Raw genomic sequence first — 12,799 nt, forward strand, 5'->3', positions numbered from 1 at the left:
CACCGTGTCGCCGCGATCAACCTGCGCCGCCTGATCACCCTGGGACTGAGCACCACCAACAACACCTGGACCCTGGCCACCACCTGACCCCGCCCGGGGCAGGCGCCCCAATGGCACCCGCCCGCGACTCAGCCGACCCAGCATTCGGCGACAGCGTCAGCCGCAAGAGACCACTTCTTCAGCAGCCTCCTAGCCGAGTGTCACGAAGGGCCAGTTGGTCGGAGGATGTGCGGGAGACCCTTCGTGACGCCCGCTCGTTCCTCACGGGCTCCTCAGGGATCAGGGGTGTGACGCCCGCTCGTTCCTCACGGGCTCCTCAGGGACCGGGGGTGCGACGCCCGCTCGTTCCTCAGGGAACAGGGGCTCAGTCGGGCGGCTCGGCACCGCCCGCATCCGGGCTGTCCAGATCCTCGGTGCCTGGGTCGGCGGCCGCTGCCGGATCGACCTCGGGCTCCTCGTCCGGCGGGTCGACGACTTTCTCCTCGAGTTCGTCGACCTCCTCCCGCGCCGACCGCGGGTCCGGCTGCTCCTCGTGGCCTTCCGGCGTGCCGCCACCTGTCGTGGTTTCGGGGTCGGTCATCGGACTCCCTTCGAATCGGGCTGCCGCATCTCTCAGCGTCTGTCAGCAATTCCCAGCGCCGGCGGGCGGCAAACGCGACAGAAATGCCCCAATCGGTGCGACCCACCCCACACAGCCGCGTTCAAGTGCGGTTTTCCGGCTGCCCCCAAGTAGCATCCCTGCCTGTGAGCACGGCCGTCACCCCCACCCGGACCCCCAATGAGGATGCCGCCACCGGCAATACCTCCGGGTACCGGCTGGACCTCGACGGCCTGCGCGGGATCGCCATCGCGCTGGTCGCCGTCTTCCACGTGTGGTTCGGCCGGGTGTCCGGCGGCGTCGACGTGTTCCTGGTCCTGTCGGGCTACTTCTTCGTCGCGTCCCTGCTCAAGCATGTCGTCGCGACGCGACCGGAGTCGGTGCCCTGGGCGACGGCGGTCAATCCGTGGCCGCGGTTCTGGCGGCTCGTCCGACGGTTGCTACCCGCGCTGCTGGTGGTCCTCGTTTTCGTCGCCGCGATGGTCGCCGTGGTGATGCCGAAAACCCGTTGGGGTCCGCTGGGCGCCGAACTGCAGGCCAGCGCGCTGTACTACCAGAATTGGCATCTCGCGTTCGACTCGCAGGACTATCAGGCCGCCGACTCGGCGATCAGCCCGATGCAGCACCTGTGGTCGATGTCCATGCAGGGGCAGTTCTTCGTGCTCACCCTGCTCAGCGCGCTGGCGTTGGGCGGGGTCCTGCGCGCGCTGTCCCGGCGATACGCCGTGTTCGCGAACCCCACGGTGATCCGAGGGGTCGTCGGCGCATCACTGCTGGCCGTGGCGCTGGTGTCGTTCGCCTGGGCCGTCCACCGGCATGGCATCAATCAGCCGTTCAACTACTACGACACCGTGGCCCGGCTGTGGGAACCGCTCGCAGGTGGCCTTCTCGCGGTCTGGATTCCGCGTGTCGCGATGCCGACGTGGCTGCGCAACGCTCTCGGTGCCGTCGCTCTGGTCCTCATCGCCAGCTGCGGCTGGTGGATCTCCGGGGTCCAGGAATACCCCGGTGCCATGGCGCTGGTCCCGGTGGGCGCCACCCTGCTGCTGATCTGGACCGGCTCGGCGGCCACCATGTCCGATGCGACATCGGGTCCGGGCGCGGTGAGCCGAGCACTGGCACACCGGCGACTGGTGTGGCTCGGTTCAATCGCCTACGCGTTGTACCTGTGGCATTGGCCGCTGCTGATCTTCTACCTGAGCTGGCGCTATCAGGACGACGTGAACTGGTTGGAGGGCACGGCGATCCTCGCCGTCTCGGTGGTGCTGGCGTGGGCGACCACGCGGTTCATCGAAGCGCCACTGCGTGCCGGGACCAAGTCCGGCGCCTCCCGCATCTATCGCCGCGGTCTCGTCGCGGTGATCGTGGTCTGCACCGTCGTCGCCGGCACGACGGCCGTGATCTGGCAGCGCGACGCGGCGAACGCCACGGTCAACACGGAGAACCTCGATCCCCGCCTGTACCCCGGCGCCCGCGCCTACCTCGACGGTGCGGCGGTGCCCAAGGTCGACGCGCAGCCGAGCCCGGAGGTCGTCGACAAGGACTGGCCGATCACCTCGTACGACTCCGTGATCTCCGGGTGGAAGGACCCGTCGATCAAGGTCGGCGTGTACGGCGACCCGACGGCGACACGCACCGTCGCGCTGGTGGGCGGGTCGCACGCCGAGTACTGGATCACGGCGCTCGACGCGATCGGCCGGCAGCGCGGTTTCAAGGTCACCACGTATCTCAAGGTCGGCTGCGCCCTCACCACCAGCCACGTCTTCACCTGGTTCGGGCAGAAGTACTACCAGTGCAACGACTGGTCGCGGCGGGTGATGGACCGACTGGCGGTCGACCGCCCCGACGTCGTGTTCACCAACTCCACCCGCCCCGAAGAGGGCAAGGGTGCCCGCGGCGACTTCGTCCCGCAGGACTACAAGGACATCTTCGCGGAGTTCCGCGACCGCGGACAGCGGGTGGTGGCGGTCCGCGACAACCCGTGGGCACATGGCAAGGTCACGCCGCCGGAGTGCCTGGCCGAGGGCAACAAGCCCGAGGTCTGCGGCGTTACCCGCGAGATGGCGCTCGCCCCGACGGACCCGGCTCTGGCGGTCGCCCCGGACTTCCCGAACATGAACTTCCTCGACTACTCCGATGCGATGTGCGACGCCACATACTGCCCGGCCGTGGTCGGCAACATCCTGGTCTGGCACGACTATCACCACCTGTCGGCGACTTTCGTACGGAGTCTCATCCCGGCCGTCGACGCCGACCTGGGCCCCGCCCTGCAGTGGTGGTGAGCGCCGACCACACCGACAATGGACTCGGAACGACGGCCCACCGCGGGGTTTCGACTCAGCTTGTCCCCAGGTGAGGCTGTTAATTTGAGCGCGATCCGCTCCGGATCGTCCATCGAGTGGTTGGGGTCGTGACACACGCATGACGATGTTTGCACCGAAGCCCGGCGGCGAGTCCGCCGATTCCGGCGTCGGCGCGACTGCGACGATCCGGAGAGTCGGCAAACGCGCCTACCTGCATCATCTCGACCTCATTCGCGCGACGACCTTCTCGCTGGTCATCTTCGTCCATTGCCTGACGCAGACCACCGACGAGTTCAACAACCTCGGGGTCAACACGGCGTCGCTGTTGCTGCACTTCACGCGCAACACGTTCTTTGCTCTGACCGGGTTCGTGTTGATGTACCAGAACTACGACAAGGCCGACTTCAGCACGACCGGATTCTGGCGTCGCCGCATCAAGCTGGTGATCTTCCCGTACCTCATCTGGTCGGCGATCTATTGGCTGGTGCAGCAGGTGTGGGCACGGGACCGGATCGGCGACCTGCTGTCGGACCCGATCGGTGGGCTCACCGAGTTCGCCCACCTGATCGCCTGGGGTCTGTCGGGTTTCCAGATGTACTTCCTGTTCGTGATGCTGCAGGTGTATCTGCTGTTCCCGCTGATCCTGCGGTTGGTGCGCGCCACCGCGGGCAGGCATGTCCTGCTGCTCGGCGCGAGCCTCGGTGTGCAGGTGGCGATCACGTCGACCATCACCTACTGGGAACCGCCCGCCGCGATCGCCGGAGTCTGGTGGCATCACTACGCCACGTTCATCCCGTACCAGTTCTTCATCCTCTACGGGGCGGTCGCGGCGGTACATCGCGAGGCGATCGCCCGCTGGCTGGAGGGCAAGGGTTGGTGGCTGTTCGGGGCGCTGATGGCCACCGCCGCGCTGGCAGTGGGCATCTACCTCGGTGGTGTGTGGTTCGGCGACCGTCCGGTCCACGACCACGATTCCGCATTCTTCCCGTGGCTGCTGCCGTTCCTCATCGTGGCGATCACGTGTCTCTATGCGGCCGCGGCGCATTGGGGTTCGAATTGGCGTGAGTTCACCCCGCGCTTCGCCCGGGTGGTGTCGTTCGCGTCGAACCGCTCATTCGGAGTCTTCCTCGCACACGTGTTGGTGCTGTACTTCGTGCTCATGCCGCAGTCCGGTGATCAGCCGTGGATTCTGGCGACGCCCGGGCAACCGTGGGGCACGATCGTCACCTACATCGCGACGATCGGCGGGTCGTTGCTGCTGATGGAGATCCTGCGGCGACTGCCGGGGTCCCTGTACCTCACCGGGCGGCCGCGGTTGGCGCTCGGGAAGCGTTGATTCAGCGGGATCTCGGCACTCACAGCACACCCACCAGCGCCCACGGCCGTGCGAACAACTCCCGCACGTGATTTCGGAGCACCGTCACCGTCGGACACTCACACTCGGCGGCGACCCCGGTGGCATCGATCCCATGGCTCCGACACAGGGCTATCGCCCGGGACACGTGAAAGTCCTGGGTGATGATGACAGCGCGTTCCACTCCGAGGTCGTCGTGGGCGCGGCGGCAACTGGCGTCGGTGTCCAGGCCGAGCGGGTCGTCGACGATGTCGCCCGGCGCCACACCCCCGTCCTCCAGATAGGTTCGCATCACGGCCGGTTCGTTGCCCGCGTAGGTAGAACCATTGCCGGAGTTGATGATCCGATCAACCCGCCCCGATCTGTACAGCTCCAGTGTCGTGTCCAAGCGGCCACGAACGTAGTCACCGGGCTCCCCGTCGTCGACCAGCGACCCGAGCACCAACGCCGTCGAGCCGACCGGAACCTCATCCTCCTCGACCACCCGTCCCGACGCCGACCAGAACGCCCATGTGGCACCGATGGTCACCAGGAGTTCCGCCCCAACCATCGCGATCAGGACCACCCACCGCAAGGCCCGGGTCATCGCAGCGCCTGCGTCATCGCGCCCGCAGTGTGGTCGCCAGTTGCGCGGCCAGCCACTGTTCGTAATCCCCCGAACTCCAGTTGCACCGACCCACCAGGTCGTCGTAGACCGCGGGCCCGGTCAGAGTCCACATCGCATCGATGAGCCGGGTGCCCGCCGCCCCCTCCGGCAGCTCGACCCGCTGCGTCAATCGCTTGAGCGCGTTCGTGTTGCCCTGTCTCCGTTCGGAGTTCATCTTCTGCACCAGTTCCTCGAGGATGGGGTCGCCGGCGGCACCGTGCTCGAGCAGTACGCCCAGCAGCGGGCCGACGCGCTCGTGGATACCGCGGGTCCAGCCGGCGTACGCGGCGGCGAACTCGTCGATCGTGCCCGCCGCGGTGAGTCGGAGGAACTCCGGACGTTCACTCATCGGCGTCTCGTCGCTGTCGCCGGCCAGCATGACGTCGTAGACCGCCTTGATCACCTCGGCCTTCCCGCCGATCGCGTTGTAGATCGTCTGCGGACTCACCGAGGCAGCCTTGGCGAGATCGGTGATCTTCATCTGCGCATAGCCCCCGTGTAGCAGGAGCTCACGTGCAGTGGCAACGATCCGCTCTCGGGTCTGGGCTGCGGCGCGCTCGCGCCCCGAGCTGTCATACGCCCTGGCCATGTGCACCTCAATCTGTTAGATTCTCATTCCAATGGAATATGAATCCATTCAATTCCTGTCGCCGAGGAGTCTACCCATGTCCTATCCGACCAACCCCGCCGTCCCTGCCGCGCACGCCGTCTTCGATGCCATCAACTCGCGCGACCTGTCGTGCCTCGAGTCATGTGTCACTGACGATTTCGTCGATCACGGCTCGCCGTTTCCGCTGCCGCCCGGCCCGGCCGGGTACCAGCAGATCCTGACCTTCGTCACCCAGGTGCTCAGAATCCGATACGAGATCGAAGACTTCTTCAGCACCGACGACCGGATCGTGCTGCGCGCCGTGGCCCACGGCGTCGGCGTCGACGCGGTGCACGGGCCCGGCGCCGATGGACGCACCTACGCGATGCCGACCGTGCACATCTACCGCACCGAGGGCGACCGGCTGGCCGAGCACTGGGGTGTCCGCGACGAGCTGGGTGCGCGAATTCAATTGGGAGTACTGGCGGCGCCGGTAGCGGTTGGCAGGTGAGGCGTGGGGGGTCTCGATACGGTGCTCGCAAGCTCGCACCTACTCGACCATCGAGACACTCGCGGGGGTCTCGATACGGTGCTCGCAAGCTCGCACCTACTCGACCATCGGGTAGACCTACTCGACCATCGAGGAGGCCCTCGACAACGGAGCGGCGGATTCGCCGAATTCGCCTCGGTGATCGGTACCGGGCCGATACTGGGATGACGCGCCGCGACACCGCGGTACGCCACTCGAGTCCGAAGGTCGCCCGCCGATGCCCTACATGCCGATCACCGAATCGATGTTCCTGCTCGCGGAGAACCGCGAGCAGCCGATGCACGCCGGTGGGCTACAACTGTTCATCCCCAGGGAAGGTCAGTCCGCGACCGACCTCGCGACCGAGATCTTCGAGACGTTCCATTCCTGCCCGGAGATCCGGCCGCTGTTCCGCAAGCGCCCGGCCTCACCGGCCTCGCTGGTGGGCTCGCTCGCCTGGTCGTTCGACGACGACATCGACGTCGACTACCACGTCCGCCGTGCCGCGCTCCCCCGTCCGGGACGCATTCGCGAACTGCTGCGGTACGTCTCGCTCAATCACAGCGCCCTCCTCGATCGCAACCGGCCGATGTGGGAGCTGCACATCATCGAGGGCCTCGACGACGGACGCGTCGCCGTCTACACCAAGATCCATCACTCCCTGCTCGACGGCGTCTCAGCGCTCCGTTTGCTGGAGAACGCCCTGTCGCCGGACCCCGACGACCGAAGCGGGACGGCGTGGTGGGACCCCGCACTGCGGCGACGTCGGAATCCGCGTGCGCCCAAGAGCGTTTCGGCAGTCGAGCGGATCACCGGGACAGCTGGGCAGACGTTGGGCGCCGTGGGCCAGGTGGTCGGCGCGCCCGCAGCTGCGGCAAAGATCGCGTGGACGGCCATCACCGACGACGACTTCGCCGCGCCCTTCGTGCCCGCGCCGAAGACGATCCTCGACGTACCGATCGGTAGTGCACGCAGATTCGCCGCCCAGCAGTGGCCGCGTGAACGGTTCGACGCGATCAGCACCTCGCTGGGCATCACCCTGAACGACGTCGTGGTCGCCACCTGCGCCGGTGCGCTCCGCGCCTACCTGATCGACCAGGACGCCTTGCCCGACCGCCCGTTGATCGCCGCACTCCCCGTCTCGATGCATGGCGACAGCGGCCGCGAAGGCAATGCGGTGACCGCGATCATGGCCAACCTGGCGACCGATCAACCCGATCCGGAACGACGCCTCGCCGCAGTGGTCGCGTCCACCCGCAAGGCCAAGCAGGTGATCCGTGGACTCCCCACACTGCAGGCGCTGATGTTCGGCGCCGCCACCTTCGCCCCGCTGGCCCTCGCACCGGTCCCCGGATTCGTGCGAACCACACCGCCCCAGTTCAACCTGCTGATCAGCAACGTGCCGGGCCCGTCGCAGCCGATGTACTGGAACGGCGCCCGACTCGACGGCTGCTACCCGGTGTCGATCGCGATGCACGGGCAGGCCATGAACATCACCCTCACCACCACCGGCGACCAGGTGAACTTCGGCATCATCGGCGCACGCAAGGAGCTCCCGAGTCTCCAGCGCATCCTCACCCACCTCGACAGTGCCCTCGAGGATCTCGAGAAGGTCGCCGGTGTCGGTGGTTGACGCACGAACCCGCGTTCAGCACGCATCGACCGCCTCCGCGTAGCGGAACCAGTCCGGTAGTGAATGTACGAACTCGTCGTGCACGACCGGCGAACCGGCCGCCCGCCAATCGACGGTGTCGTCGATCTCGATCTCGTACTTCTTCCATTCGAACCAGTTGATCATCTTCAGTTCCGGGAAACGGTCCGGGATGTCGGCGGCGAAGACCTGCTTCCACCACATGGACTTCACCGCGAGTTCCGCGGCGCCCTCGTCGGCCCTCGACGGGGTGTAGATCGCCGCCGTCTCGACGATCGCAACAGGCTGGCCGCGGTCGACTCCGTACTCCTGATAGAAGTTCGGAACCGCTCGGTCGTCACCGGCCGTGCCGAGGTAGGTACCTTCCAGCATCCGGCTGAACTTTCCCGGCTCGGTGATCTCGTTGTCGCCCCACGGTCGCTTGTTGCCCCAGTGGTACAACGAGATCCCGGCCCAGTCGACCACGTCGTCGCCCGGGTAGTACGGGCCGTAGGAGTCGTCGTCGGCGGTGAGTTCACCGTCGTGATCGGTGTCGACGAGGTCGAAATCCGCGGTTTCGGGAGCCGCCGCGTACTTGCCACCGACGAACGGGTAGCCGCCACCGTAGTTCGGCGCCCACATCATCGCCGTCCCGGGCGCCTTGCGGTCGATCATCGCCGCGACTCTGCGGAACGTCTCCACGTAGGCCACCGGCTGCTGCCCCCACGCATACCAGGTGCCGTTCATCTCGTGGGCGAACCGCAGGATCACCGGCACCCCTGAATCATTGAGTTTCCGTAGGTCGTCGCCGAGGCGTCCGATGACGCCTTCGTCGATTGCGGCCAGGCCGGCATGGGGTTCCAGGGTCAGCACCATGACGCCGGAATCCGTCTTCACCTGCTCCGCGGCCGCCACGGTGTGTGCCCAGGTCGCGTTGTCGTACGGGATGTCGGAGAACTGGACGGCCACCGCCGGCGCGTGTCCGAGCATCGATCGGTGTTGTCCGAGCGATTCCGCCTCCCAGTCGAGGTTGACGCCGAACAGCACCCCCTCGTCGGGCACGACGCGCGTCGAATCGACCACCGCACAGGGAGGTTCGGGCGGAGGCAGATAGTGCTGAAACAGGGCGCCGGCGGCACCGACACCGATGACCATCGCGATGACGGGGATCAGGATCGAGGGGTGTCGTCGGCGACGCTTCGACCAGCGGTCGGCAAATCCGCCATCGACTTCGTCACGCGCACTTTCAGTTTCGATTGGAGGCGTGGTCATGTCACACTCATTTCAAGGCCGGTCGCTTCCAGGCCCCTTTCGCAGGCCCCTCTTCTCACAGGCACGGACGGACGGAGTCGGACTCGATGAGATGGCGCACACCTATCAGAACGTTCAGCATGCCCCGCTCTACGGCAGCCCTGCTCGCAGTCGTCGCGGTCACCGCGGCGTGCCACGCGCCCGCCGACGAGACGCAACCACATCACGTCCAATGGGGGGCCTACCTCCCCGACCTCAACGGAACGGACGTGACGTCGGACGCCGGAGTGGTCGGCGTAGCGACCCGTGCCGACCAGTCCCTCGACCTCATCCTCACCTTCTCGGCCCTGAACGAGCCTGTGCCGCTTGATGATCTCGCGACCATCTCGGCGTCGGGTGCGACACCTGTCGTCACGATCGAACCGTGGGAGCCCGACGGCGGGCCGGAACAACCCGACTACCGACTCGACACCTTCGCGACCGGGGTTCACGACGCCGACCTGCGGCGCTGGGGACAGCAGCTCGCCGACTGGGGGCAACCGGTGCTGCTGCGGTTCGCCCACGAGATGAACGGGGACTGGTACCCGTGGGGCATCACCGTCAACGGCAACACGGCCGAGTCCTACCGGAACACCTGGATTCGGATGCACGAGATCATCAGATCGGCAGGGGCGGAGAATGTCTCGTTCGTGTGGGCGCCGATGGCTGCGGTGAGCGGAATCGCCGACTTCGAAGCCGCCTACCCGGGAGCGGAGTACGTCGATCGTCTCGGGCTCGACGGCTACAACTGGGGTGACGACGGCGTCCACGGCTGGGCGTCGCCCGACTACATCTTCGCCGACAGCCTGCGTCGCCTGCGAGCCCTCGACGACGCCAAACCCATCCTGGTCGCCGAGGTGGCCTCGGCCGACGATCCCGACCCCACCCGCAAGGCCGACTGGATCACTCACTTCGTGCGCCTCATGACGATCACGCCGGGAGTTGAGGGATTCGTCTGGTTCCAGGCCAACAAGGAACGGGACTGGAGGTTCAACTCGAACCCGCTGAGCGAGAGCGCCTTCCGGAAAGGACTGGCCGACGTGCCCGGTGTCTGACCGGACCGGTCGGCCGCGTGCGATCGATGGCGTGCTGCCGGTTGGCGTGCACGGTGAACACCTTGCGCAGGTCGAGCGCCTCCAGCGCATCGGTCAGCACCGGCGAGTGCCCATAGGCGCGCAGGTCGGCGCCCTGCGTCCGGGCTGCCCGCATCGCATGCAGGAGGTCCGCGACCCCGGACGGTGTGACGGTCGTCAGGCCCGAGACGTCGAGCAGGACGAGGCGGGCACCACGCGAGCAAGCTTCGGCGACACGCAATCTCAAACGCGTCGTCACATCCGCCGCGCCGTCGAGCGCGATGTCGAGGGCGGTGATGTCGAGGGTGCCGTCGCCGAAGTAGGCGTACTCGGGGATTCGGGTGGTCATCTAGTCTCTCCTGGGTTCGGTGGGTTATGGCGTTCGGTTGGTCAGGGTCGTGGTGGGGTCAGGGGGTCCGGTTACATGGAAGAGCCTGTGGGGTCAGATCATTCATGTCGGCGCCCCGGCGGCATCGAGGTCCCCGGCGACGTCGCGCGCCTGCTCGGCCGCCGGCGTGATCGGCGGGGGCGGCTCGGCCGGGCGGTAATGAGCGGCGCGGACCACGACGGACAGCAGGAGGAGGTCGAGCGCGACCCAACCGATGGAGAGGAAGGTCGGGAACGTCTCGGCGGCACCGACCGACCAGCGGATCAGTCCGACCGCACACGCACATACCAGCGCGATCATCGCAACCAGCTGGATGGCGACCGGGCGGTAGTCGACGCGGGACTCCTCCCGCACCTTGGGTGTGACCGAGAACGCGATGTGGCGGCGCAGGAAGACAGCAGCCGCGGCCGAGAGGGTCGCGGCTATCCAGGTCGGGAAGAGCGCGAACGAGATCTGCTGTCCGCGCCACAACCCGCTGGAGCGGTAGCCGGCGACGAGGAAGAGCAACTGGCAGGCCAGGAAGAACGGGATGAACCGTGCGAAGAAGTCCAACGGCAGTGCCTCCATGGGGAAGACACCGATGCCGAGATAGATGATCGGTGCCGCAATGTAGACGACGGCCGCGAATCCGTTGAGGTAGGAGGTCATCGTCGCCAGGTACATCAGTCGTTGCGCGACGCTGAGTCCCTTGCGCAGTAGCGGGTTGTCGGCGAAGAACACCTGCATGGAGCCGGTCGCCCAGCGTTGCCGTTGGACGAGCATCGTCCGCAGATCGTCCGGCGCCAGCCCTTCGACGAGTACTTCGTGGTGATAGACGCTCTCCCACCCCATCGCATGCAAGTGCATCGCGGTGGCCATGTCCTCGGTCACCGTCGCGGTGTTGATCGGCTGGATGGCGAGGGCCTGATCGATACGGGACACCTCGATCGCGTCGACCGTCCCGGTGAGTTCGGCGACCACCGACTCCGGCAGCGGCGCCGACTCGAGCACGTCCCGGATGCGCACCTGCAGATCGAAGGCGACGTCGCCGACCGGCTCGCCCCGTCGGAGTCCGATCTGCGCCAGCCGGACGGCAGTATGGGCATCCTCCAGCGGCCGACGCAGCGTCGAGCCCGGCCCGGCGTCGTTGATCATGTCCTCGAGTCGCGCCCGCCGTTCTCGCAGCGCCCGACGACCGTGTGCGTCGATCCCCTGCGAGTAGGTCGTGAGGCCCAGGGCCATCAGGGCCTCACGACGCAGTACGGCGTTGGACCCGCAGAAGAAGGCTGCTCCCCACCCGTCCTTACCCTGCTGGATCGGTCCGTAGAAGAGCTCCGCCTGACTGCCGAGCGGATCGTGATCGGGGACGTTCCAGAAGTACTGCGGCGTCTGGACGAAGGCGACGGACTCGTCGGTGAAGTATCCGAGAACACGCTCGAGGAACTCCGGTTTGGGGACCTGATCGGCGTCGAGAATCGCGATGAACTCGCCGTCGGTCCGGAACAAGGCATTGTTGATGTTTCCCGCCTTGGCAAAACGTTGCCGCCCCTGCCACTCCTCACCACGGGTGATGTAGCCGACCCCGGCACGCTGGGCCGCGATCCGGAACTCCTCCCGGTCGCCGTCGTCGAGAATCCACGTCGCGTGTGGATGGCGCATGTCACGTGCGGCGATGGCCGTCGTGAGGACCAGATCGAGGGGCTCGTTGTAGGTGGTGATGAACACATCAACGGTGGCCGATGCGGGCGCAGGCGCAGGCGCATCACGGCGCCGCGCATTCCAGACAAGGAATCCGAACAGAACCGATTCCGACAAACTATATGTTTCCGCAATTGCCAGCGGTACCGCAATCCACCATGCTCCCCAAGCAATTGTTTCCGTCCACCGCCACGTGATGTACGCCGCGCCGAAAGAAACTACGAGAATTGCGATGAATCGAAGAAAAAACAGACGAACACCGCCCACGGCCGTCTCCTCAGGGCATCTGCTCCGGATGGATATGACTGCCGTCGTTGCAGTTCAGAGTCAATGGTGAGGGCGCCCGGCGGCGTCCGCAATTCTTCGCGAAGCGAAAGAAAAAGGCGCGATCGTGCACCGGTGAGAAATTCGGTTCAACACCCGTGTTTGTGACGAAGAAGTAACCAGGAATCGACGATCACCGTCCGGCACTACATCCTTTGAACGAACCGCGATGGGCATTCTTGTGAGCTGGCAGGACTATCAATTCAGTTGTGACACTCGCCACAAAGATTGGCTACCAGGCAACCTGACTCGACAGTAAGTTACTCGTCGGTATCATCGGGACAGGAACTCCTCCCACGGTCCGAGCGTTGGTTAGGCCAGCCTTGGCAGCGCCAGATCGTCGGCAGGAACTACGGTTACCTGTAGTACACGTCGGCCACGTGCGCCACAGCCTGCGC

At 66.2% G+C, this 12,799-nt stretch carries 11 protein-coding genes; 5 read left to right on the plus strand and 6 right to left on the minus strand.

Translation table 11 applies throughout. From position 1 onward, the window contains the following. Positions 1-364: 364 nt before the first annotated feature. Positions 365-580 carry a hypothetical protein gene (locus tag VZC37_RS13810; protein WP_330433162.1) on the minus strand — a complete coding sequence of 72 codons (216 nt, stop codon included), beginning with the start codon at positions 578-580 and terminating at the stop codon, positions 365-367. A gap of 164 nt (positions 581-744) precedes the next feature. Between VZC37_RS13810 and VZC37_RS13815 the strand changes: the two genes are divergently transcribed. Both VZC37_RS13815 and VZC37_RS13820 read left to right on the plus strand, forming a co-directional pair. Continuing rightward, positions 745-2,880, plus strand: a complete 2,136-nt coding sequence (locus VZC37_RS13815; RefSeq protein WP_330433163.1) for an acyltransferase family protein — start codon at positions 745-747, stop codon at positions 2,878-2,880. 139 nt (positions 2,881-3,019) lie between these two features. Beyond that, on the plus strand, positions 3,020-4,237 hold the full coding sequence (locus VZC37_RS13820; RefSeq protein ID WP_431309410.1) for an acyltransferase: 1,218 nt from the start codon (positions 3,020-3,022) through the stop codon (positions 4,235-4,237). 19 nt (positions 4,238-4,256) lie between these two features. Here VZC37_RS13820 and VZC37_RS13825 read toward each other — a convergent pair whose 3' ends face one another. After that, positions 4,257-4,841, minus strand: a complete 585-nt coding sequence (locus VZC37_RS13825; protein ID WP_330433164.1) for a SanA/YdcF family protein — start codon at positions 4,839-4,841, stop codon at positions 4,257-4,259. A 13-nt stretch (positions 4,842-4,854) separates the two neighbouring features. Continuing rightward, positions 4,855-5,490, minus strand: a complete 636-nt coding sequence (locus VZC37_RS13830; protein WP_330433165.1) for a TetR/AcrR family transcriptional regulator — start codon at positions 5,488-5,490, stop codon at positions 4,855-4,857. A gap of 76 nt (positions 5,491-5,566) precedes the next feature. Between VZC37_RS13830 and VZC37_RS13835 the strand changes: the two genes are divergently transcribed. After that, positions 5,567-6,001 carry an ester cyclase gene (locus VZC37_RS13835; RefSeq protein ID WP_330433166.1) on the plus strand — a complete coding sequence of 145 codons (435 nt, stop codon included), beginning with the start codon at positions 5,567-5,569 and terminating at the stop codon, positions 5,999-6,001. Between the two features lie 256 nt (positions 6,002-6,257). Continuing rightward, entirely contained in the window at positions 6,258-7,652 is a 1,395-nt protein-coding gene (locus VZC37_RS13840) for a WS/DGAT/MGAT family O-acyltransferase (RefSeq protein ID WP_330433167.1), read from the plus strand. 15 nt (positions 7,653-7,667) lie between these two features. On the opposite strand, the gene VZC37_RS13845 is transcribed toward VZC37_RS13840, so the two are convergent. Further along, positions 7,668-8,921: a glycoside hydrolase family 26 protein gene (locus VZC37_RS13845; protein WP_330433168.1), complete on the minus strand. Its 1,254-nt coding sequence runs from the start codon at positions 8,919-8,921 to the stop codon at positions 7,668-7,670. 119 nt (positions 8,922-9,040) lie between these two features. Between VZC37_RS13845 and VZC37_RS13850 the strand changes: the two genes are divergently transcribed. Further along, positions 9,041-9,994 carry a glycoside hydrolase family 26 protein gene (locus tag VZC37_RS13850; protein WP_330433169.1) on the plus strand — a complete coding sequence of 318 codons (954 nt, stop codon included), beginning with the start codon at positions 9,041-9,043 and terminating at the stop codon, positions 9,992-9,994. Here the strand turns inward: VZC37_RS13850 and VZC37_RS13855 are convergent. Then, the gene (locus VZC37_RS13855) at positions 9,930-10,361 is read right to left on the minus strand and encodes an STAS domain-containing protein (protein WP_330433170.1); all 432 of its coding nucleotides are present in this window, start codon (positions 10,359-10,361) and stop codon (positions 9,930-9,932) included. The genes VZC37_RS13850 and VZC37_RS13855 overlap by 65 nt on opposite strands. A 102-nt stretch (positions 10,362-10,463) precedes the next feature. Next, a complete protein-coding gene (locus VZC37_RS13860; protein WP_431309411.1) occupies positions 10,464-12,344 on the minus strand; it encodes a glycosyltransferase family 2 protein in 1,881 nt (626 codons plus the stop codon). Between the last annotated feature and the right edge of the window lie 455 nt (positions 12,345-12,799).

This window comes from Gordonia sesuvii, assembly GCF_036350415.1.
Lineage (GTDB): Bacteria > Actinomycetota > Actinomycetes > Mycobacteriales > Mycobacteriaceae > Gordonia > Gordonia sesuvii.

Coding starts and splice junctions, on each gene's coding strand:
- VZC37_RS13810 (WP_330433162.1), bottom strand. CDS start 580: ATGACCGACCCCGAAACCACGACAGGTGGCGGCACGCCGGAAGGCCAC.
- VZC37_RS13820 (WP_431309410.1), top strand. CDS start 3,020: ATGACGATGTTTGCACCGAAGCCCGGCGGCGAGTCCGCCGATTCCGGC.
- VZC37_RS13825 (WP_330433164.1), bottom strand. CDS start 4,841: ATGACCCGGGCCTTGCGGTGGGTGGTCCTGATCGCGATGGTTGGGGCG.
- VZC37_RS13830 (WP_330433165.1), bottom strand. CDS start 5,490: ATGGCCAGGGCGTATGACAGCTCGGGGCGCGAGCGCGCCGCAGCCCAG.
- VZC37_RS13835 (WP_330433166.1), top strand. CDS start 5,567: ATGTCCTATCCGACCAACCCCGCCGTCCCTGCCGCGCACGCCGTCTTC.
- VZC37_RS13840 (WP_330433167.1), top strand. CDS start 6,258: ATGCCCTACATGCCGATCACCGAATCGATGTTCCTGCTCGCGGAGAAC.
- VZC37_RS13845 (WP_330433168.1), bottom strand. CDS start 8,921: ATGACCACGCCTCCAATCGAAACTGAAAGTGCGCGTGACGAAGTCGAT.
- VZC37_RS13850 (WP_330433169.1), top strand. CDS start 9,041: ATGCCCCGCTCTACGGCAGCCCTGCTCGCAGTCGTCGCGGTCACCGCG.
- VZC37_RS13855 (WP_330433170.1), bottom strand. CDS start 10,361: ATGACCACCCGAATCCCCGAGTACGCCTACTTCGGCGACGGCACCCTC.